This window comes from Aeromonas sp. R5-4 (assembly GCF_040908215.1).
In the GTDB taxonomy this organism is placed as follows: domain Bacteria; phylum Pseudomonadota; class Gammaproteobacteria; order Enterobacterales; family Aeromonadaceae; genus Aeromonas; species Aeromonas veronii.
In genome coordinates this window covers 77,988-97,887 of the sequence record NZ_JBFODG010000013.1, presented here as the reverse complement: position 1 = coordinate 97,887, position 19,900 = coordinate 77,988, and the positions used below count along the sequence as shown (strand labels likewise).

Sequence of the window (19,900 nt, the reverse complement as noted above, 5' to 3'; positions counted from 1 at the left end):
CAAAGCCCTGATCATCAGGGCTTTTTATATTTCAGATTCGGGGAGAGGGCTTAGTCTTGCGGGCTTTTGAGCGCCTTGACCACATCCTCTTTGGGCTCCAGCTCCTTGACCTGATTGAAGATTTCCAGCTCCCCTTGCGGGCTGACGGTGTAGGCATCGGCATCCTGATAGCTGCCGCTGCCAGCGCTCTCGATGATGACCACCAGCTCAGGCTGCTTGTCGCCATTCAAATCGACCAGTTTCAGCTCCCGGATAAAGCCGTTGCGGGCCATCACCTTGCCATCCTGAAACTCATCCAGTGGAAATTGGGCGTTCTGACCCGAATAGAGCCGCACGTCATAGCTGCCGATGGAGGCGGGCTCACCGGCCCCCTGCGCTACCCGGATCACCTGCCCGGAGGGGAGGGTCAGCTGCTTGCTAAATCCCTCTTCGGCTTGTGCCGCCAGCGGCAGGGTCAGCAGCCCTGCCATCATCAATGCTCTGTTCATCTTGCAACCTCTTGCTGTCTATTGAGTGCAGGCTCCCGGGGAGCCCGCCGTGATGTTGCTACCAGATCTTCACCCGCTTCTGGGGCGGCAGATAGAGCTTGTCCCCCGGCTGGATGTTGAATGCCTCGTAGAAGGCGGGAATGTTCGGCACCACGCCGTTGACCCGGTACTCGGGCGGCGAGTGGGGGTCGGAGCGCAGCAGCATCTGCATCAGCTCGGGGCGATACATCCCCTTCCACACCTGCGCCCAGCCGAGGAAGAAGCGCTGTTCGCCGGTGAAGCCATCCAGCACCGGCGCCTCCTTGCCATCCAGTGACAGCTCATAGGCCTTGTGGGCGATGGTGAGACCACCCAGATCGCCGATGTTCTCCCCCAGGGTGAACTGGCCGTTGACGAACTGACCGTTGATGGGCTCGAAGCGGTTGTACTGGGCCACCAGCCGGCTGGTGCGGAAGCGGAACTCCTTGAGATCCTGCGGTGTCCACCAGTCGCGCATCATGCCATCACCGTCGGATTTGGCCCCCTGATCATCAAAACCGTGGCCCATCTCGTGGCCGATCACCCCGCCGATGGCGCCGTAGTTGACCGCATCATCCGCCGTCATGTCGAAGAAGGGGGGCTGCAAAATGGCCGCCGGGAAGACGATCTCGTTGTTGCTCGGGTTGTAGTAGGCGTTCACTGTTTGCGGCGACATGTGCCACTCGTCCCGGTCGACCGGCTTGCCGAGGCGCGCCAGACTGTCTGCGTATTCAAAGGCTTGCGAGCGTTGCAGGTTGCCCACCAGATCATCCGGTTTGATGGTGATGGCGCTGTAATCCTTCCACTTGTCGGGGTAGCCGATCTTGGGGCGGAACTTGGCCAGCTTCTCGAGGGCCTGCGCCTTGGTCTCGGGCGACATCCAGTCGAGCTCCTTGATGCTCTGGCCGTAGGCGGTGCGCAGGTTCTCCACCAGCTGCTCCATCCGCTCCTTGGCCGCAGGCGGGAAGTAGCGGGCCACATAGAGCTGGCCGACCGCTTCACCCAGATGATCGTTCAACACCCCGAGCGCCCGCTCCCAGCTGGCGCGTTGCTTGGGCGTGCCGCTCAATGTGGTGCCGTAGAAGGCGAAGTTGGCGCGGTCGGTCTCGTTGTCGAGATAGGGGGCGTAATCGGTCAGCAGTTGCCACTTGAGGTAGGCCTGCCAGTCGGCGATGGGGGTCTGGGCCATCACCTGATCCAGCGCGCTCAGATAGGTCGGCTGACCGATGATGAGCTCCGGCTGGCCAGCAATGCCCGCGGCATTGAGATAAGCCTGCCAGTCGAGATGAGGGGCGAGCCGTGCCAGTTCACTGGCGGGGCGCTTGTTGTAGTTCTTCTCCCGATCCCGCAGGGCGACGTTGTCCCACTGGATGGTGGCGAGCCGGGTTTCGAGGGCCAGAATCCGCTTGGCCTTGCCGCTCGGGTCAGATTCCCCGAGGCGGCTCAGCATGGCGGCGATATGCTGCTGGTACTTCTGGCGCAGGGCCTGACTGTCGGGATCCTGCTTAAGGTAGTAGTCCCGATCCGGCAGCCCCAGGCCACCTTGATAGAGGTAGACCGCATAGCGGTCGGGGGACTTGGCATCGGCGTCGATCCAGATGCCGAACGGCGCGCCGCCGCCCATGCGGCCCGACTGGGCAAAGGCGCGGGCCAGCGCAGCCTGATCACCGATCCGGTCGATATCGGCCAGCGCCGGTGCCAGCGGGGTGAGCCCCCTGGCGTCACGGCCTGCCTGATCCAGATAGCTGGCGTAGAGATCGCGGATCTGCTGGGTCGGCGTGCCGGTGGCGGCCTCCTGCTTGGCCAGCCCCTCGACCAGCACCCGCACATCGGCGAGGGATTTGTCCCGCAGCATGTAGAAGGCGCCATCGGCGGGGCGATCGTCGGGGATCTTGGCGGTGGCGAGCCACTTGCCATTGACGTAGCGGAAGAAGTCATCGCCGGGTTTGACCTGGGTGTCCATATTGGCCAGCGCCAGCCCGGAGTGTTTGGGGGTGTCTTGCGGTGCCTGACTGCAGCCAGCCAGCAGGGCCAGTCCAATCAGGCCGGCCAGTAAGCTTTTCTTATTGTTCATCTTGTTTGATTCCAATTCGGATTGTTTGCTTCCCTGCCCATCTTCCTTGCTCCAACCGGTTGTGCGACCGCCTTGCGGCCAGCCTGGTGGAGAGGGCGGGCGAGCCTCACTCTAGCAGCAGGGTTGCAGCTTGATAAGCCCGACTCTGCTAAGATCGGCCGGTCCATTTTGGGGAAGCCTATGATTTCTCATCTTTATTCTCGCTTTTGTCTGACTATGCCAGCGCCGGAAGGTTCCACCGGTCTGCTGGTGGCCTTCAGTGGCGGCCTCGACTCCACCCTGCTGCTGGTGCTGGCGGCGCAGTATGCCCGCGAGCATGGCCTGTCACTTCGCGCCCTGCACGTGCACCACGGCCTCAGTCCCCATGCCGATGAGTGGGTCGCTCATTGTGAAGCCGTGTGTCAGCAATTGGCGGTGGAGCTGCTGGTCGAGCGGGTGACTCTGGCCCGTGGCAATGGCGAGAGTCTGGAGGCGCAGGCGCGCACCGCCCGTTACCAGCGGCTGACCGCCCGGATGCGGGAGGGGGAGTGGCTGCTCACCGCCCACCATCAGGACGATCAGCTGGAGACCCTGCTGCTGGCCCTCAAGCGCGGCGCCGGTCTGCGCGGGCTGGCGGGGATCCTGCCAAGCCAGCCCTTTGCCGGCGGCCTGTTGCTGCGGCCGCTGCTCGATATGAGTCGCGCCGAGCTGGCCGAGGCGGCGGCGAGCCTCCCCTTTGGCTGGGTGGAGGATGAGAGCAATCTGGACGTGAGTTATGACCGCAACTTTTTGCGCCAGACGCTTATCCCCCAGCTCAAGGCGCGCTGGCCCGCCATGGCCCAGACCGCGGCGCGCAGCATGGCCCTGTGCGCCGAGCAGGAGGCGCTGCTGGATGAGCTGGCCGAGAGCGACTGGCAGCTGGCGGGCGAGGGGGAGGCGCTCCATATCGGCCCGCTGCACGCCCTTTCACCCACCCGGCGCAACAACCTGCTGCGCTACTGGATCCGCCGTCAGGGGGGGGAGATGCCATCCCGTGAACAGCTTGCCCGACTGTGGCAGGAGGTAGCGCTGGCGCGCGGCGATGCCAATCCCCAGCTCAACTGGGGGCGCCAGAGCTGCCGCCGTTTTCAGCAGCGGCTCTATCTGGTGAGCCCGGACTTGCAACCCTGCCATCAGCTGTTGCCGCTGACAGTGGGTGAGCCGCTGACCCTGCCGGACGGGCTGGGTGAGCTGGTGGTACGCATGACGGAGCACGGCGAGGGGCTGCTGCGTGCCCCCCGAGCGGACGAGCCGCTCTCGGTGCGTTTTCAGGTAGCGCCCGGGATCCCCCTCAAACCGGTGGGGCGAAGCGGCAGTCGGCGGATGAAGAAGCTGCTGCAAGAGTATGGTGTTCCCTCGTGGCAACGGGGACGCATTCCCATCCTCTACTATGGCGAGCAGGTGGCGGCGGTGGTGGGGCTCTTTGTCTGCGACGGTTTTATGGCACAGAGTGCCGGGCTGGTCTGTCACTGGCAGGGAAACGGTGCCGCCCCAATCCTGCCCGAGCAGGATCTTGCATGAGGTGATCTCGGTGTGAGGGAGGATTAGCCCCAAAAAAAGAAGCTCCGGTCACATGGCGCGCATGTGCCGGAGCAAAGAAGAGTTCGGGATTATTCGTTAGGGCTGGCCTTGCCTGCTTTTTTGCGGGCGTAGAGGTGGCTGTCGGCCGCCTCGTAGAGGCTCGGCACATCGACCCCGGATTGCCAGCTGGCGGCGCCAAGGCTGCATCCGACCGAGAAGGTGCTGAGCTCCTTATTGGTCATCAACATATGCTGCAGTCGCAGCCAGACCGGGCGCCACGCCTCGGGTTCGGCCGGTTGCAGCAGCAGGGCAAATTCATCTCCTCCAAGCCGGAAGGCTTGATCCGTGCTGCGGATACACCCCTTGAGCAGCTGGGCGAAGCGGCTCAGCACCAGATCCCCCACCGGATGGCCCCAGGTATCATTGATCTGCTTGAAGCGATCGAGATCCAGCAGCACCAGCACCAGACCATGTGGCTCGCGGCTGTGCTGCTCGATGGCGCGACCGATGGCCTCGTCAAAGTAGGAGCGGTTGCCAAGGCCGGTCAGGTGATCGAGCCGGACCAGCTGATCCAGTTTTTCCAGCCGCAGATAGAGGGGCAGCAGCAGGCAGAGCAGCTGATGGTATTGCATCAGTACCCGTTGCTGGCTGCCGCTCAGCGGATGTTCCAGCTCGTAGTGAAGCTGGCCGAGCAGCTGGCCATGCTGACCGCGCAGCTCGAACGGATAGTTGTGCAGGTTGAGGGTGGCCAGCGGCGGGTGCTGGATCAGCACATGGGGCTGGCCACAATCGAGGTAGAGACTGTGGATCCTGACAATTCTTGCCGCACGATCGGCAAAAGTTGTCAGCAGACCGCCGAGATCGCTCTGCCCCAACAACTGCTCGAGCAACTGGTTGCGTTCAACGCTGGGCAACGGCGTGAGCCGCTCCATCTGGCGAACCCACTGCTCGATGCCATGGCTAAAGCCATTAAGTGACGACGTATTTTCCATGGTCTTCCACCTGTAACACCTGACTACTGTCTCCTCCCTGCAATTGGCATGCCCAATATATCTTTCCTGCCCGCCAGATCGGCTGACTAAGCTTAAGTCGATAAAAGGAGAGGAAAATTTGTACACCGACCTGTTGATCCTGCTGTTCGCCGCCGTTCTGCTGGTGGCAACTTTCCGGCGCCTCGGCTTGCCGGTCATCCTTGCCTACCTGATTGCCGGCGTCTTGCTCGGCCCCCACGGGCTGGCGGTGATCACCGGCCAGTCGATCATGCAGACCATTGCCGAGCTCGGGATCGTCTTTTTGATGTTCTCGCTGGGGCTGGAGTTCTCCCTGCCGAAACTACTGGCGATGCGCCGGTTGGTGCTGGGGGTCGGGATGTTGCAGGTGCTGCTCACGTCACTGCTTTTTTTCGCCATCGGCTGGTGGTGGGGGCTGGGTCTGGCCCAGTCGCTGGTGGTGGCGGGAACGTTGGCACTCTCCTCGACGGCGGTGGTGATCAAGCAGCTTGGCGAGCAGAAGCAGCTCCATACCCGCCGCGCCCAGCTGGGGGTGAGCGTGCTGCTGTTTCAGGATCTGGCGGTGGTGCCCCTGCTGGTGATGATCCCCATCCTCGCCCAGCCGGAAGTGCAGGGGAGCGCCCTTGCCGCCGAGATCGCCTGGGCCACCCTCAAGGGGCTGTTTGCCCTCTTCACTCTGCTGGCGGTGGGCAAGTGGTTGCTGCCGCTGCTGTTTCACGAGGTGGCGCGGGCCCGCTCTGACGAGCTGTTCGTGCTGAGCGCCCTGCTGGTGGCGCTGCTGGCTGCCTACATGACCCATTCGCTGGGGTTGTCGATGGCGCTGGGGGCGTTTCTGGCGGGGATGATGCTGGGGGAGTCCCACTACCGTCATCAGCTTGAGGTAGACATCAAGCCCTTTCGCGATGTGCTGATGGGGCTCTTCTTTATCACCATCGGCATGGCCATGGAGTGGGAGCTGGTGGCGCGGGCATGGTGGCAGGTACTGATCTGCGTGGTGCTGCTGGTGCTGTGCAAATCCCTGCTGGTGCTGCTGGCCGGGCGGCTGATGGGGGAGCGCAAGCGCGACAGCATGGCCGCCGGCATCATGCTCAGTCAGGTGGGAGAGTTTGGCTTCGTGCTGCTGGCACTGGCACTGCACCACGGCTTGCTGGATCAGCAACTGGTCTCCCTGCTGATCGGCATCGGCATCATCTCCATCGCCATGACTCCCTGGCTGGTGACCCAGGCCCATTCGCTGGCTCGCAGCCTCACCGATCCTGCGTTGCTGACCCGCTCCGAAGTCGCCCAGTCGGGACTGAGCAAAAACCAGCACGTCATCATTGCCGGGTTTGGCCGGGCGGGGCAGACCTGTGCCCGCTTTCTCAAGATCGAGGAGATCCCCTTTCTGGCCCTAGACCTCGACCCCGAGCGGGTGAGCGAGGCCAAGCTGGCGGGGGAGCAGGTGGCCTTCGGCGACGCCAGCCGCCGCGATATTCTGCTGGCCGCCGGGTTGTTGCGGGCACGGCTGGTGATCATCACCTTTGATGATCGCAAGCGGGTGGAGGCGATGCTGGCACTGATCCGCGAATTGGCGGGGGATCTCAAGGTGCTGGTGCGCACCCGCGATGACAGCTTTCTGGAGCAGTACAAGCAGGCGGGGGCCTTCGAGGTGATCCCTGAATCCCAGGAGGGGGCCCTGATGCTGGTCTCCCACCTGCTGCTCAACTGCGATATCCCTATCGGTCGGGTGATCCGCCGGATGGAGCTCGAGCGCAGCAGCCAGTATCGCTTCCTGCACGGCTTTTACTGGGGGGATCAGAGCGCCAGCAATCTGGAAGCGGATCAGCTGCTCGAACGCCTCCATCCGCTGTTGCTGCACGATCAGGCGTGGGCGGTAGGCCATGAAGTGCGCGAGTTGCCGCTCGATGAGGTGCGGATCAAGGAGGTGCAGCGCGGGGATCAGAGTCTGGAACCCAGACCCGAGCTGGTGCTGGCGGCTGGCGATCGGCTGATCCTGTTTGGTACCGTGGTGGCGATGGAGCAGGCGGAGCAGCGTTTGCTGGAGGGGCGCTGAGTCCCCTTGCACTCATCGGCAGCGCCCTTTACTCCCGCTCTTTTGGCAGCCCTTCGATATCGAGGAAGGCGGTGACCCGCTCCCGCTCCCTCAGAGTGTCCTGATAGCCCAGCTTGATCAGTTGCTGACAATAACCCGGATAGAACATCAAAAAGCTGGCCAGACTGCTGGTCTCATCCCCCTTCACGCCCAGCACCCGCAACAGGCGGCGCAACTTTAGCGGCAGTTTGCGCAGGTAGGCTAGTGCGATGGTGTCGAGATCCTGACTCGGTTTCAGCACACAGGTCTCCACCCGTTTCAGCTTGAGGCGATTGCGTTCCCGCTCAGGGATAAGATCCAGAGTCTGGTTGATGCGCCACAGCCGCTCCAGATCGGAGTTGAGGGTGTCGGTAAAGACCGTATCGAGCAGATGGCTGGCAATATTGGAGCTGGTGAGATGGCCGTGATGATGGGTCGGCGCCGAGTGCGCTGGCGGATCCAGGGTGATCAGCAGGATCCGCTCTGCACCCAGATGGATGGCGGGGCTGAGCGGGCTCAGCTGGTGGATGGAACCGTCGCCGTAGAACTTCTCGCCGATCCGGGTGGCCGGAAAGACAAAGGGGAGCGCCGAGGAGGCGAGCAGGTGCTCCGATGTAAGCACAGTGCGCACCCCGCGCCGTCTGGCCCGCTCCCACGGATGGTGGTCGGCCCGCCCTTGAAAGAAGGTGGTGGATAGGCCGTCATCGTAATCCGACGCCGTGATGGCCAGCGCCTCCAGACTGCCGTAGAGGATGTTGTCATCAATGCGGTGATAGTCGATGAGTTGATCCAGCAGGCGGTGCAGCGGCGCGTTGTCGAAGAGGTGAAAGGCGTGGTTGGTGTGGGGATTGATCAGCCCTGCCGACCCTTCGTACATCAACCGCCACAGCAGGCGCCCCGGGTGAAAATCGAAGATGTGGTGAGTCTCGAAGCGGCGCCAGACCCACTCCAGCTTGCGCACCCCCAGATGGAAGCAGGAGGCGTAGCAGGCCAGTGCGGTGACATTGATAGCCCCCGCCGAGGTGCCACACAGGATGGGAAAAGGGATGCCGAGATTGCGCGGGTAGAGCTCCGCAATCGCCTTGAGGGCGCCGACCTGATAGGCGGCGCGAGCACCGCCACCGGTGAGCAACAACGCTGTATTGGGTCTGGCCATATGCTGGCGCCTTATTGTGTCCTGACAAGAATGTTCCCACTGACAAGTTAACTATAAGGCGCTGTATCAAATATAAAAACGGGCGCTTACCCGTTTTTTTCATGGCCCCATGTCAAAGGGCGCGGTGAGGATTTTCCGGCCGTGCCAGCTGATCAAAGGCGGCGAATACCGGGGCGCTGGCGAGGATGCGACCGTGGCCCAGACCCCGGGTGCTCACCAGCCGGGTATGACCATCCTGACTGGCCCGCAAGGAGTCGCTATGGGGGGCGAATCTGTCCTCCTCGTCATGCACGATCATTGCCGCACCGCTGCGACTGGCGAGCCGCCCCAGTGGATCAACCGTGCTCAAGGGGTGCTGGTACTCTTGCTCAATCTCCTTGACCACCGCATCGAACAACCGGATGGAGTAGCCGGAGCGCGCCACCATGCCGTAGAGCTGGGGCACATAGTCGAGCACCGGCGAAATCAACAGCAGCGGCAGGGTATCGATACCTGACTGACGGCTGGAGAGGGTGACGGCGCCTCCCATGCTGTGGGCGATGACCCCGTGCAGCGGGCCTACTTCGCTGGCCAGCTTGGTCGCCAGTTCGTCGAAGGCGCGCACGAAGCGGGGCAGGTGGCCAGTGTTGCCTGCACTCTGGCCGTGGGCCGGATGATCGTAGGCAATGGCGGTGAAACCCTGCGCGGCGATATGGCTCATCAACGGATAGAACTGGCTGGCGCTGCCGGACCAGCCGTGCATCAGCAGCCACAGCGGCCCCTGACCGAGCCGATAGCTCATCAATACCCCTTCGCTGGTATGGATGGCCTGCTTCACCAGACCGACAGGTTCGTGGTCATCCCGCTGATTGCGCTGGGGGGTGAGCAGCAACTTGCTGGCGGTACGCTTGGCATGGGTGGGGGCGAGTCTGTGGTGCAACCGGGTGCCGATCCCCAGCAGCCATTTGCTCGGGCTGAAGCGGCGGGTGTTAAAGTAGATCTTGCTGCTCATGGTCATCCTGTGGTTTTTATGTGCGAACGGTCGTGCTTTTTTGTTGGTTTTTAAAAATTAGTGTTGAACGGATGCCAAAACATCAGCGCCAGCTGGCGAGCAGAGCGTCCACTTCGGGCCAGAAGTGGCGGGCCGGATCCTGACACAGTTCGAGATCGTTGAACACCTGATCCGCCAGATAGAGGCCATAGAGGCGGTAAACGGCGCGCCAGGGATCCATCTCCTGTCGCCACTCGCCTGCGGCCTGACCCTGCACCACCTGACGGGCCAGATAGTCGAGCCAGAAGCGCACCAGTTGCCGGGCGGCTTGTTGCACAGGGCTCTCTTGCTCATGGCCATCCTGCACCGAGGTCCAGGCGTCGAGGAACATGCAGCGTCCGGCGAAGCAGTGGTTCCAAGCCTGCCAGGCACGCAGCAGGGCGATCAGCTTGTCGTGCTGGCTCTGGTGCTCCTGCTGGCGTACCGGCTGGATCACCCGCAGCCGGAACACCTCGGCGGCGTACTCCAGCACGGCGATCTGCAGATTGTCGCGGGATTGAAAGTGGGCAAACAGGCCGCTTTTGGACATTTCGCAGGCGCTGGCCAGCGAGCCGATGGTCAGGCTCTCCAGCCCTTGCTGGCTCGCCTGCTCAAAGGCTGTCTGCAAAATGGTTTCCCGGGTCAGGTGCCCCTTGCTCATCACTCTCTCCTCGTTGGTGCTGGCAGCATAAAGTACGATCGTGCTAATTGTCGAGCAACAAATAGCCAGCATGGCTGGCTATGTCGTCTCCGGCGTGTCACTGCGCGCCGGTTTCAGCTCTCCTTGATATCGAGCTGTTGCAGGGCGATAACCGCCTGAGTGCGGTTCTTGACGCCCAGTTTTCTGAAGATGGCGGTGATATGGGCCTTGATGGTGGCCTCTGAGACGTTGAGCTCCCAGGCGATCTGTTTGTTCAGGCTGCCGTCGCGCAGCATGATCAGCACCTTGTACTGCTGGGGGGTGAGGCTGGCCAGCTTGCTGGCGAAATCGGGGCCATCTTCCGATTCGGGATGGAGCGAGATGCCTTCCGGCACCCAGTTATCCCCCCCGATCACCGTATTGAGGGCGTTGACCAGCTCCTTCATCGGTACCGATTTGGGAATAAAGCCGAGCGCCCCAAGCCGCAACACCTGTTGGATGATGGCCGCATCTTCCGAGGCGGAGACCACCACGATGGGCAGGTCGGGATACTGGCCGCGCAGGTGGGCCAGCCCCTCGAAGCCATTGGCTCCGGGCATCTTGAGATCGAGCAGCAACAGGTCGACCTCGGGGTGCTCGCCGAGCAGGCTGGTCAGGCTGTCGATGGAGTCCGCTTCCAGCAATTGAGCGTCGTTGATGGCCATGTGCACCGCTTGGTAAAGGGCGCCCCGAAACAGGGGGTGGTCATCTGCGATGACGATGGTAAATTGGCTGTCCATATTTCGGTTAATGGCTCACATTGTTGCTAACTGATTGTTTTGAAAAATCAAACTAGCATCGCTCACCAAGAGGGTCAAACCCGCCGGTGCGCAAATGTGAAGCGACCATCGGATGTTTTGCCATCAGGGCAGATCGGCCGGTCGCAGGCAACTCATGCAGGAGGCAGCAGATGGGATCCTTGGTATTGGCGGTGGGCACCGGCTCCACCTGGGCGATGCGGGCGGCACTGGTGCTCGCTATGAGCGGGCTGACGTGGCAGGAGCAGGTGTTCGATCTGGAGGATGCCAAGTCGCTGGCGCGGCTCAAGCGGCTGGCACCGGCCGGTCTGGTGCCCTGGCTCGAACACGATGGCGTGCGGGTTCATGACTCGCTGGCCATCGCCGAATATGTTCATGAGCTCTGTCCCGACCGCCAGCTCTATCCCGTTTCGCTGGCCGAGCGGGCACTGGCTCGCAGCCTCTGCGCCGAGTTGCATGCAGGATTTCGGCAGATCCGTTCTCTGCTCCCCTTCTTTCTTGGGGCGCCAACCCGTATCGATCCCCCGGTGGAGGCGGTCGGCGAGCTGGCCCGTTTGCAGGAGATCTGGTCGCAGGCGCAGGGCCCCTTCTACTTTGGCGAGGTGGGCATTGTCGATGCCTTCTATGCCGTGATGGCCTATCGACTGGCCAGCTACGGCATCCTGTTGCCCGGTCAGGCCGGAGCCTATCAGCAGGCGCTGCTGGCCTGGCCCCTGTGGCAAGAGATCTTGATCAAGGCGCGCCTGCAGTGGCCGGCGGCTGTACGCCAGACGCAGTAAGTTGATAAACGTGCAAAAGAGAGGGGAACCACTGGCTCCCCTCTCTTGTTGTCTCAGCCTCTTTGCCTCTATTTTTGCCGGCCGGCGAACACGATAACCACCTTGTCCTCCCCCTTCTCTCGCACGAAGGCATAGGGGCTGTCGGCCAGTTTCTTGTGACTGCCTGCCGCTACCGCCGGGTGGGCTGCGCGGAACTGGCCCAGTTGCTGCCAGTGCTTGACCAGCTCAGCCTTGTCTCCGCTAGCCAGATCCTGCCAGTTCATATCCGAGCGCAGCGCCTGATCGAACACCCCGCCATCCTTGGCCAGCCCGCGGCCGGACTCGTCGCCGTAGTAGAGCTGGATGCCCCCCGGCAGCAGCATAAAGCTGTTGGCGACCCGGCGCTGTAGCGGCACATCCTGATAGTCGCCAAAGAACAGCTTGGTGTCGTGGGAGCTGATGTAGCTCAACACGTTGAACTCGGGATCCTGATTGATGCGGCTGGCGTAGCTGGCATAGGTGGGCTCGGCGCTGGCCATGCACTGGGCCTGTGACAGTGCGAACTCGCGCTGATAGTCGAAGTTGATCAGGGAATCGAAACCGTTCTGATACCAGAAATCCTTGGCGACCCCGTGATCCCACACCTCACCCACCATGTAGAAGGGCAGAGCGTCGAGGGCCTTGTCCGGGTTGGCGGCTTTCCACTCCTTGAGTGCAGCGGTGCCCGCCTGCTTGAGCTTGGCCCACACCTCGGGCTCCAGATGCTTGACGGTGTCGGCGCGGAAGCCGTCGATGCCAAAGCGGCGCACCCAGTCGGTGTGCCAGTCGATCAGGTAGTCACTTACGGTGGCGTTGGGCAGCGCCTTGGCCTTGGTATCTTTTTTCGCCGCCAGCAATGGCGGCAGCCCTACCGGTTTGGCCGATTCGGTCAGAAAGTCCGGCAGCCCCGCCACCGAACCGGTCACATCGTCGGTGCCGGGCTGCGGGTAGCCGGGCAGACCGGCGCGCACCCAGTCACCGCTCCACCATTTGCTCCACGCGGGTGATTGATAGTCGATGAACTGGTTGTAGCCATGCCAGTTGAGGCCGCCGCTCGGGCGCCACTGGTTCCAGACGGTTGGCAGTTTGCTGCTGTTCTGGGTCAGTTCGGTGAGCCCGAGATCTTGCAGATCGGCGAGGGTGGCGTAACCGGCGTGGTTCATCACCACGTCGAGGATGATCCGCATGCCGCGCTTGTGGGCCTCATCCACCAGGGTTTTCAGGCTCTCTTCATCGCCGTAGTTGGGGTCGATTTTGGTGAAGTCGAGCGCCCAGTAGCCGTGGTAGGCGTAGAAAGGAAAATTGCCCTGCTCGCCACCGCCGATAAAGCCGTGTACCTGCTCCACCATGGGGGTGATCCAGATGGCGTTCATGCCGAGGCTCTTGATGTAGTCGAGCTTCTCGGTCAGTCCCTTGAAGTCGCCGCCGTGCCAGGTGGCCACCTCATCCTGTCCATCCTTCTGGCGGCCGAAGCTGTGGTCGTTGGCGGGGTCGCCGTTGTGGAAGCGATCGGTCAGCAGGAAATAGACGCTCGCCTGATCCCAGCTGAACGGTGCTGGCTTGGCTGCCTTGACCGGCTCGAGCAGCAGCAGGCCGCCGCTCTCTTTACTCGGGGTCAGGGTCAGTTTGCCCTGTTTGACCACCGCCTCCTGTTTCGAGTAGGCATCCCGCAGTCGGGTGCCGTCGGGCCAGACCCCTTTGAGCGACACTGTGACCGGGCCGCCATCCCAGCTGATGCAGGGCTCTTCTGGTGGCTGGCGTTTGAATTCGCTCTTCTTGGTCGCCCGCAGCACCTTGAGGCTGGGGGTATCCGGGTTGAAGGTGAACTGATACTCCCCGGCCAGCATCACCCGAAGGGTAAAGCTCTGATCCTTGCTGCATTTGTCCATGGGCTGGGCGGTGCCGAAGGAGAGCGGCTTGCTCTCGCTCGGGCCAAAGCTGGTACCGCAACTGTTGTCTGCATCGCTGATGCGGATCTGGTGGCTCCCCTTGGCAAGGGTGTGGGTCAGCTTCACCGTGCCCTTGTCCAGCACGATCGGGGTCGCCACCGGTTGACCATCCACATAGAGGCGAACCTCGGGGGCGGCCATCGCCTGTTGGATGAACAGAGGGGCGGCCAGCAGGGCAAGCCAGAGAGGGGATAAGTGATGAGCACGACGCATAAGCCATTCCTTGAGCAGGGCAGTTCGGACAAGGGCCCATTCTAGGAGCAGCAAAGCGCGCCTTGGATCGGCAAAATGCCGATTTGTGACTTCAGTTCAAATGGTTACGTTTTCAAGCCGAGGAAAGTGTGACGGAGAGGAGATGGGAGGCTCTGTCGATAAAAATACGGCCATAAAAAAATGCCGGTCAGGTGACCGGCATTTGGTGTATCAGGCATCGTCGTCACATCAGACGGTGAAGAACTTGAAGTTGACGAAGGCCACCGCGATGAAGGAGGCAACCATGCCGCTGATGCAGAGCACAGCAGGGCGGATGGCTGGCCAGCGATGGGTCAGCAGAATGATGGCCAGCAGGGTCGGGTAGAGCCCGAACATGTAGCGTGGCATGGCGTTGAGGCCGGTCATCAGCGGGATGGTGCAGCAGATGAACATCAGGGTCGCTTCAGCCCAGCGTTTCTGGCTGAACAGGTAACCGTTCAGGCACCAGCCGAAGATCACCATGATGGAGAGGTAAGCCTTGCGGCCGCCCAGCTCGAAACCGCTCAGCCACCAGTCCAGCGGGCTGTCCATGTAGCGACCCCATGCCACCTGAATGTGTTTGAAGGCGAAGGCATCGCCGGTCAGGTGATAGAGGTAGACCATGTAGGCAAACAGGCCAAAGGGGATCATCCAGAGGGTGAACACCACCTTGAAGGCGCGCTCGGTAAAGCGGAAAAATTCCCGCCAGCCGTAGGCCTGCAGCGCCAGGATCAGCACCGGGAAGACCATCATCACCCCCAGGTTGCGGGTGGCGGAGATACAGACTCCCAGCACGGCCACCATCAGCCACTGCTCCCGATAGGCGAACAGGAACATCCCCAGCATCAGCGCCATAAAGGTCGACTCGGTATAACCGGAGACGAAGTAGGCGGAGAAGGGGGAGAAGGCGAGCAGCCAGACGCCGAAGCGGGCGGTATCGTCCCCCAGCTTGAGCTGCCGCAACACCAGCAGCATCAGCGGCAGGCTGGCGAAGAAGGAGATATTGGTAACAATAATGAGGCCGATCAGGCTCTCCACATTGAACAGGTTGGAGATGGCACCGGAGACCATCGGATAGAGCGGCATAAAGGCCCAGTTGGCCGCATTGCCCTTGCTCAGCCAGCGCGGGTAGAGATCGTAGCCGTTTTCGATGATGCGCTGGAACCAGACGCAGTCAAACTGACAATAGGCCTGCAGCGGGCCTATGTCGGGGGAGCCATAGAGCTGGACCCCGAAGTAGCCCATGCCATACAGCGCCACCCGGCTCAGCATGAAGGCGGCGATGATCATCAGCCAGTCACGGCCGCTGATGCGCAGTGACGGGCGATAGGGGAGTGCAGCCCCGGTGAGCGGGGCAGTATTGGTCATATCATTCATCAGGCAAAAACCCAGACGCGAGAGAGAACGTAAGTGAGGACAGTAACGGTCAGTGTGGCGATGACCACCGGCAGCAGACCGGAGAGCCCCGCAAACAGCAGGCCGCTCAGGATCAGGTTACGCACCGCCAGCGAGAAGAGGGCAACCAGCAGAAACTTGCTGGCGGCTCCCTGCTTCTGGAAGGTGATGTAGCGGTGACCAAAGAAGGAGAACCAGAACGCGATGGCAAAAGCCAGCGTGGTAACCAGGTGCTCCGAGATGGTGGGCCAGGTATGAAACAGTGCGATGGAGGTGCCAAGGTCGACGAGGGTAGCCCCCCCGCCGACAAAACCGAAACGTACCAGCCGCCAGAATTCCTCGCGGGAGATCATTGCGGCGCCTGCTCCTGCAGCTCTTGCGGGTTGCTGTCAGCGCTCTGCGGTTTGGTCGCATCCTGCTTGGCATACTGGCCATAGACCCCTTCAATGAGGTAGACCGGGCGCTGTTTCACTTCCACGAACATGCGGCCGATGTACTCGCCGATGATGCCGAGCGACAGCAGCTGGATACCGCCGAGGAACAGCACTACGGACATAAGGGAGGCATAACCGGGCACGTCGATGCCGAAGAAAACCACCTGGGTCACGATCTTGAGGATGTAGAGGAAGGCGACGAAGGAGACGCCGACACCCACATAGCTCCAGACCCGCAGCGGCCAGCTGGAGAAGCTGAGCAGACCGTCGAGCGCGAAGTTCCACAGTTTCCAGTAGTTGAATTTGGTTTCACCGGCGTGACGGGCCGGGCGCTCGTAGGGGACGCCAACGGCACGGAAACCGGCCCAGGCAAACAGACCCTTCATGAAGCGGTTGCGCTCCGGCAGCAGTTTGATCGCCTCGACCACGCGACGGTCGATCAGGCGGAAGTCACCGGCGTTTTCCGGCAGCTTGGTGCTGGTGGAGAGGGCGTTGAAGAAGCGGTAGAAGCCACCGGCAGTCAGGCGCTTCATCGGGGTATCGGCGCTGCGATCGACGCGGATGCCGTAGACGGTGTCATAGTCACCGGTCTGCCACAGTTTGACGAACTCCAGGATCAGGGCGGGCGGGTCTTGCAGATCCACGTCCATCGGCACGATGGCATCCCCTTTGGCCTGATGCAGACCGGCGGTCAAGGCCGCTTCTTTACCGAAGTTGCGTGCCAGGTTGACCAGGGTCACGCGCGGATCGCGGGCGATGGCCTGCTCGACCACTTCACGGGTGCGGTCACGGCTGCCATCGTTGACGAATACAATTTCAAGCTGGTCTTTCAGCGGGGCCAGTTCGTTGTCTATCGCGTTGATGAAGGCATCGATGCTCTCTTCCTCGTTGTAAACGGGAACGACCAGAGAGAGTCGAAAATCTGGATGCGACATAAGAACGTCCTTATTTGGGATAGTTGTTTTTATAAAATGGTATTCGGGGCAAGGATCACTGGGCTACGGTCAAACGTACCGACTGCACATTGATGGGAGTAGGTGCCGAGAGCGCCAGAAAATTGGGGCGCTTGGGATCTGCCGTGAGCGAGTCGCCGGGCAGACTGAGGCGGATTTCGTTGATACCCGCTTTGGCCAGTTTCACCGTGGTGGTGAAGTCGTGACCCAGCGCCACTTTCAACAGGGCACCGGCTTCCGGGCTGTTGATGCGGGCCTGTACGGTAAGCTGATCCGGATTGGCTGCCTGCTTGGGCAGCACAAAGTAGAGACCGCCCTGACCGCTGAGCAGGGTACCTTCGTCGCTCGGCTTCTTGGCCCAGCCTTCGCTGGAGAGAAAGCGGCTCGGCTTGGTCAGATTGAGCTCGTTACCCGGCTGATAGGTCATGCTGGAGTTGTGTTCCCAGAAGCGGGTCTTGCCTTCCAGATAATAGAGTTTGTAGGCCAGGCTCACGTTGGGGTGAGCAGCCAGATAGAGGGTGTAAAGATAAAAACCGCTTAACGCCAGAATGGCAGTCAAAAAACCGAACTTTTTGTACGTCATATCACTCTCTATGCCTGACAGAATGGGTAGGCCGATGTCGCGCATATGCTAATCCAATTGCAAAAAAAGCATAGTGGATCACAAAAAAATATTTGGTCACATATTAACCCCTTTTTACCCCTGTTCCAAACGTTGCTGTTTCCCGGTTAAACAGGTCTGGCAGGGCGCCGTTTGCCAGTGGCGCTCCGGCAAGGTAATTGGCAAATAGAAGCGCTTTGCTGCGTCATTTTCTAGCGGATGCGATAGTCATCTGGCTTCTATCGCCATTTTGCAGGGGGCGATTTATGATGACTCACTTATTCGTCAAGGATGACATATGAAGTGGATCTCTTGCTGTCTGTTGCTTGGATTATGGGCGCCAATGGCATTGGCTAGGGCCCTGTGTCCCGAGCCTATTCAGGTCGGTTACGATAACTGGCCCCCCTACCATTATTACGAAGCCGACTCACCGCAAGAGGTGCGCGGTTATGCCGCCGAGGTGCTGACGGCTGTGCTCACCGCCATGCACTGCAAGGTCCACTATGTGGAGCTGCCCTGGAAGCGGGTACTGCACGAGATGGAGCATGGCGAGATAGACATGGCGATGGAGGCGAATATCAATGATGAGCGCGCTCGTTATGCCTGGTTTTCCGACTCCTACAATCCGGGTCGCACCTTGCTGTGGATCCGCAAGGGCAGCCACTATCCCGAGCAGGATCTGACGAGCTGGCTGGCCAGTGGTTACTCCCTCGGCGTCACCAAAGAGTACTTCTATGGTGAGGAAGTGATGTCGCTGCTCGCTCGCTATGCCAAACAGGTGAGTGCGGTGAGCGACCAGCAAAATTATGAGAAGCTGGCCCGCGGGCGGATCGACGGTTTTCTCGGTGACATGCTGGCTACCCCCAGCGCCCTTAACAAGGAGGGGATGAGCGGTCTGTTCACCAGTCACCCCATGGTGGTATCTGAATCGCCAAGCTTCTTTATGTTGGGCAAGCGCAGCTTTTCGCCGCAGTTCTTGCAACAATTTAATCAGGCGTTGGCGCGGTTCAAGGAGACAGATGCGTATGACATTATCTGGCAGCGTTATGCCCCCGAGCGCTAGCAAAGTATTGGCCGTTCACGCATCATGAGCGGCCTGAGCATCGGGTCTGCTTGTCAGGCCTGACAGAGTGAACAAACCGTTTTGAGGTACCCATGGGGATGAAGTATTGGCTGGCCCTTGCCAATCTGGTGTGGCTGGGATGTTTGCCCGCTGGCGCGGTACATGCGACCGAAGCACAAGTCGTGGTGGCGGCCAGTGAAACCGGACACGACTGGTATCAGGGCAGTCAGGCCGAACAGGCCCGTGTCGAGCTGGAGCAGCAGTTGCAAGAGGCTGTGCTTGCCCAGCTGCATCCCGATTTTTTCACGCTGTGGAAGCGTCTGCAGGCCACCCCTGCAGACAAGCGTGGTGCCATCTATGACGACATTTTTACCAAGCTGAGCCGTTTCCAGCACGCCTGGCGAGGGATGGATCTGGTCTCTCGCGAGCAGATGAAGACCCTCAAGCTCGATTTGAACCGCCCTGTAGTGACCCAACTCAGCGATGATGACCTGCTCACCCAGGTGAAATCCCTGCGCCCTCAGGTGGCAGAATACGAGGCGGTGCGGGCCAAGGTGCACAAACTGCTGGCGATGCCGATGGCCAGCAAGTGGCCGACCCTTGATATGCCGACCCTGCGTGCCGGAGAGAGCTCCGCCGAGCTCGGCCAAATCCGCGCCATGCTCAACGAGCTGGGCGACAGCGCCCCGAGCCATGGTGATCAGATTTACGATGGTGATACCGAGCAGGCCATCAAGCAGTTCCAGCGTCGTCACGGTCTCACCGCGGACGGCATTATCGGTCGTCAGACCCGCTCCTGGCTCAATACCGGCCCGCAAGTGCGCGCCAGTCTGTTGTTGCGTAACCTGTGGCGTCGCGATCTGGTAGATCAACTCGCCGGTGGCCGCTACGTGTTGGTCAATATTCCCGACTACCGCCTGAGCGTGGTGGAGTCCGGCAACGAGGTATTCACCAGCCGTGTCATCGTCGGCAAGGAGCAGCGCGCCACTCCCATTCTGGCCAGCGAAATTCGCTCCATCGTGCTCAATCCCTCCTGGCATGTGCCGCGCTCGATCCTGAGCAAGGACATCCTGCCCAAGCTGGGTCGGGATCCCGCCTATCTGAGTCGCGAGCAGTTCGAGGTGATCGACAGCGAGGGCAATCCGGTCCAGTTCACCGAAGAGGGGTGGCATCAGGCGCTGGCCGCCGGTTTCCCCTATCGCCTGCGGCAAAAGCCGGGTGATCACAATGCCCTGGGGCGCTACAAGTTCTACCTGCCCAACAATGACGCCATCTATCTGCACTCCACCCCGCGCAAGGCGCTGTTCGAACAGGGGGCGCGCGCCTTCAGTTCGGGCTGCATCCGGGTGGAACATGCGGACGATCTGGCCGAGCTGTTGTTGGCGGACTCCCGCTATCAGCCGGACAAGGTGGCCAATATCCTCAAGGAGAGCCAGACCAAATGGTTGCCGCTCACCACGCCGATCCCGGTCTTTACCGTCTACTGGAGCAGCTGGATCGACGAAAATGGTCGCCAGCAACTGCGCAATGACATCTACGGATTTGATCGGGTCAGCTTCCAGAGCCGCCTGCTGTGATCCCTGCCACAGAGTGAAAAGCCCGGCCTGTGCCGGGCTTTTCTATGGGCGATTGTGGTTTGACAGGGCCCCCCGCCGGAGGGTAGTTTCAAGCGCCT

17 protein-coding genes are annotated in these 19,900 nt (G+C 61.2%); 5 read left to right on the top strand and 12 right to left on the bottom strand.

Annotated elements, in window-relative coordinates; all coding sequences use genetic code 11:
- Positions 1-50 precede the first annotated feature (50 nt).
- Together AB5Y83_RS04845 and AB5Y83_RS04840 are read right to left on the bottom strand one after the other, a co-directional pair.
- The gene (locus tag AB5Y83_RS04845) at positions 51-488 is read right to left on the bottom strand and encodes a PliI family lysozyme inhibitor of I-type lysozyme (RefSeq protein WP_040066645.1); all 438 of its coding nucleotides are present in this window, start codon (positions 486-488) and stop codon (positions 51-53) included.
- A gap of 58 nt (positions 489-546) precedes the next feature.
- The gene (locus AB5Y83_RS04840) at positions 547-2,580 is read right to left on the bottom strand and encodes a M13 family metallopeptidase (RefSeq protein ID WP_368174789.1); all 2,034 of its coding nucleotides are present in this window, start codon (positions 2,578-2,580) and stop codon (positions 547-549) included.
- 180 nt (positions 2,581-2,760) lie between these two features.
- Here AB5Y83_RS04840 and tilS point away from each other — a divergent pair, with 180 nt between their 5' ends.
- Positions 2,761-4,119, top strand: a complete 1,359-nt coding sequence (tilS, locus tag AB5Y83_RS04835; protein WP_368174788.1) for a tRNA lysidine(34) synthetase TilS — start codon at positions 2,761-2,763, stop codon at positions 4,117-4,119.
- Positions 4,120-4,208: 89 nt separating this feature from the next.
- Here tilS and AB5Y83_RS04830 read toward each other — a convergent pair whose 3' ends face one another.
- Positions 4,209-5,111 carry a GGDEF domain-containing protein gene (locus AB5Y83_RS04830; protein WP_064337057.1) on the bottom strand — a complete coding sequence of 301 codons (903 nt, stop codon included), beginning with the start codon at positions 5,109-5,111 and terminating at the stop codon, positions 4,209-4,211.
- 118 nt (positions 5,112-5,229) lie between these two features.
- Here AB5Y83_RS04830 and AB5Y83_RS04825 point away from each other — a divergent pair, with 118 nt between their 5' ends.
- On the top strand, positions 5,230-7,182 hold the full coding sequence (locus AB5Y83_RS04825) for a monovalent cation:proton antiporter family protein (RefSeq protein WP_005358805.1): 1,953 nt from the start codon (positions 5,230-5,232) through the stop codon (positions 7,180-7,182).
- Between the two features lie 28 nt (positions 7,183-7,210).
- Here the strand turns inward: AB5Y83_RS04825 and AB5Y83_RS04820 are convergent, their stop codons facing one another.
- From AB5Y83_RS04820 to AB5Y83_RS04805, 4 genes are all read right to left on the bottom strand, one after another.
- Positions 7,211-8,356, bottom strand: a complete 1,146-nt coding sequence (locus tag AB5Y83_RS04820; protein WP_100654300.1) for a patatin-like phospholipase family protein — start codon at positions 8,354-8,356, stop codon at positions 7,211-7,213.
- A gap of 112 nt (positions 8,357-8,468) precedes the next feature.
- On the bottom strand, positions 8,469-9,347 hold the full coding sequence (locus AB5Y83_RS04815) for an alpha/beta hydrolase (RefSeq protein WP_368174787.1): 879 nt from the start codon (positions 9,345-9,347) through the stop codon (positions 8,469-8,471).
- Positions 9,348-9,429: 82 nt separating this feature from the next.
- Positions 9,430-10,026 carry a TetR/AcrR family transcriptional regulator gene (locus AB5Y83_RS04810; protein ID WP_368174786.1) on the bottom strand — a complete coding sequence of 199 codons (597 nt, stop codon included), beginning with the start codon at positions 10,024-10,026 and terminating at the stop codon, positions 9,430-9,432.
- Between the two features lie 113 nt (positions 10,027-10,139).
- On the bottom strand, positions 10,140-10,784 hold the full coding sequence (locus AB5Y83_RS04805) for a response regulator transcription factor (RefSeq protein ID WP_005338467.1): 645 nt from the start codon (positions 10,782-10,784) through the stop codon (positions 10,140-10,142).
- A gap of 170 nt (positions 10,785-10,954) precedes the next feature.
- Between AB5Y83_RS04805 and AB5Y83_RS04800 the strand changes: the two genes are divergently transcribed.
- Positions 10,955-11,581, top strand: a complete 627-nt coding sequence (locus AB5Y83_RS04800; protein ID WP_368174785.1) for a glutathione S-transferase — start codon at positions 10,955-10,957, stop codon at positions 11,579-11,581.
- A gap of 68 nt (positions 11,582-11,649) precedes the next feature.
- Here AB5Y83_RS04800 and AB5Y83_RS04795 read toward each other — a convergent pair whose 3' ends face one another.
- The 5 genes from AB5Y83_RS04795 to AB5Y83_RS04775 all read right to left on the bottom strand — a co-directional run bounded on the left by AB5Y83_RS04795 (position 11,650) and on the right by AB5Y83_RS04775 (position 17,144).
- On the bottom strand, positions 11,650-13,761 hold the full coding sequence (locus AB5Y83_RS04795) for an alpha-amylase (RefSeq protein WP_368174784.1): 2,112 nt from the start codon (positions 13,759-13,761) through the stop codon (positions 11,650-11,652).
- Positions 13,762-13,989: 228 nt separating this feature from the next.
- Positions 13,990-15,156, bottom strand: coding sequence for a hypothetical protein (locus AB5Y83_RS04790; RefSeq protein ID WP_005338464.1), 1,167 nt, complete (start codon positions 15,154-15,156; stop codon positions 13,990-13,992).
- Entirely contained in the window at positions 15,156-15,527 is a 372-nt protein-coding gene (locus AB5Y83_RS04785) for a GtrA family protein (RefSeq protein WP_005338463.1), read from the bottom strand. The genes AB5Y83_RS04790 and AB5Y83_RS04785 overlap by 1 nt, the downstream gene beginning before the upstream one ends.
- Positions 15,524-16,543: a glycosyltransferase family 2 protein gene (locus tag AB5Y83_RS04780; RefSeq protein WP_100646553.1), complete on the bottom strand. Its 1,020-nt coding sequence runs from the start codon at positions 16,541-16,543 to the stop codon at positions 15,524-15,526. The genes AB5Y83_RS04785 and AB5Y83_RS04780 overlap by 4 nt, the downstream gene beginning before the upstream one ends.
- A 55-nt stretch (positions 16,544-16,598) precedes the next feature.
- Entirely contained in the window at positions 16,599-17,144 is a 546-nt protein-coding gene (locus AB5Y83_RS04775) for a hypothetical protein (RefSeq protein WP_041202288.1), read from the bottom strand.
- A 316-nt stretch (positions 17,145-17,460) separates the two neighbouring features.
- On the opposite strand from AB5Y83_RS04775, the gene AB5Y83_RS04770 reads away from it, so the two are divergent.
- Positions 17,461-18,225 carry a substrate-binding periplasmic protein gene (locus AB5Y83_RS04770; RefSeq protein WP_368174783.1) on the top strand — a complete coding sequence of 255 codons (765 nt, stop codon included), beginning with the start codon at positions 17,461-17,463 and terminating at the stop codon, positions 18,223-18,225.
- 92 nt (positions 18,226-18,317) lie between these two features.
- A complete protein-coding gene (locus AB5Y83_RS04765) occupies positions 18,318-19,802 on the top strand; it encodes a murein L,D-transpeptidase (protein ID WP_368174782.1) in 1,485 nt (494 codons plus the stop codon).
- Positions 19,803-19,900: the final 98 nt, after the last annotated feature.

Excerpts from the sequence above, each read along its gene's own strand:
- AB5Y83_RS04790 (WP_005338464.1), bottom strand. The coding sequence starts at position 15,156 with ATGAATGATATGACCAATACTGCCCCGCTCACCGGGGCTGCACTCCCC.
- AB5Y83_RS04815 (WP_368174787.1), bottom strand. The coding sequence starts at position 9,347 with ATGAGCAGCAAGATCTACTTTAACACCCGCCGCTTCAGCCCGAGCAAA.
- AB5Y83_RS04765 (WP_368174782.1), top strand. The coding sequence starts at position 18,318 with ATGGGGATGAAGTATTGGCTGGCCCTTGCCAATCTGGTGTGGCTGGGA.
- AB5Y83_RS04780 (WP_100646553.1), bottom strand. The coding sequence starts at position 16,543 with ATGTCGCATCCAGATTTTCGACTCTCTCTGGTCGTTCCCGTTTACAAC.
- AB5Y83_RS04785 (WP_005338463.1), bottom strand. The coding sequence starts at position 15,527 with ATGATCTCCCGCGAGGAATTCTGGCGGCTGGTACGTTTCGGTTTTGTC.
- AB5Y83_RS04820 (WP_100654300.1), bottom strand. The coding sequence starts at position 8,356 with ATGGCCAGACCCAATACAGCGTTGTTGCTCACCGGTGGCGGTGCTCGC.
- AB5Y83_RS04845 (WP_040066645.1), bottom strand. The coding sequence starts at position 488 with ATGAACAGAGCATTGATGATGGCAGGGCTGCTGACCCTGCCGCTGGCG.
- AB5Y83_RS04795 (WP_368174784.1), bottom strand. The coding sequence starts at position 13,761 with ATGCGTCGTGCTCATCACTTATCCCCTCTCTGGCTTGCCCTGCTGGCC.
- AB5Y83_RS04775 (WP_041202288.1), bottom strand. The coding sequence starts at position 17,144 with ATGACGTACAAAAAGTTCGGTTTTTTGACTGCCATTCTGGCGTTAAGC.
- AB5Y83_RS04805 (WP_005338467.1), bottom strand. The coding sequence starts at position 10,784 with ATGGACAGCCAATTTACCATCGTCATCGCAGATGACCACCCCCTGTTT.
- AB5Y83_RS04840 (WP_368174789.1), bottom strand. The coding sequence starts at position 2,580 with ATGAACAATAAGAAAAGCTTACTGGCCGGCCTGATTGGACTGGCCCTG.
- AB5Y83_RS04800 (WP_368174785.1), top strand. The coding sequence starts at position 10,955 with ATGGGATCCTTGGTATTGGCGGTGGGCACCGGCTCCACCTGGGCGATG.
- AB5Y83_RS04830 (WP_064337057.1), bottom strand. The coding sequence starts at position 5,111 with ATGGAAAATACGTCGTCACTTAATGGCTTTAGCCATGGCATCGAGCAG.
- AB5Y83_RS04770 (WP_368174783.1), top strand. The coding sequence starts at position 17,461 with ATGAAGTGGATCTCTTGCTGTCTGTTGCTTGGATTATGGGCGCCAATG.
- tilS (WP_368174788.1), top strand. The coding sequence starts at position 2,761 with ATGATTTCTCATCTTTATTCTCGCTTTTGTCTGACTATGCCAGCGCCG.
- AB5Y83_RS04810 (WP_368174786.1), bottom strand. The coding sequence starts at position 10,026 with ATGAGCAAGGGGCACCTGACCCGGGAAACCATTTTGCAGACAGCCTTT.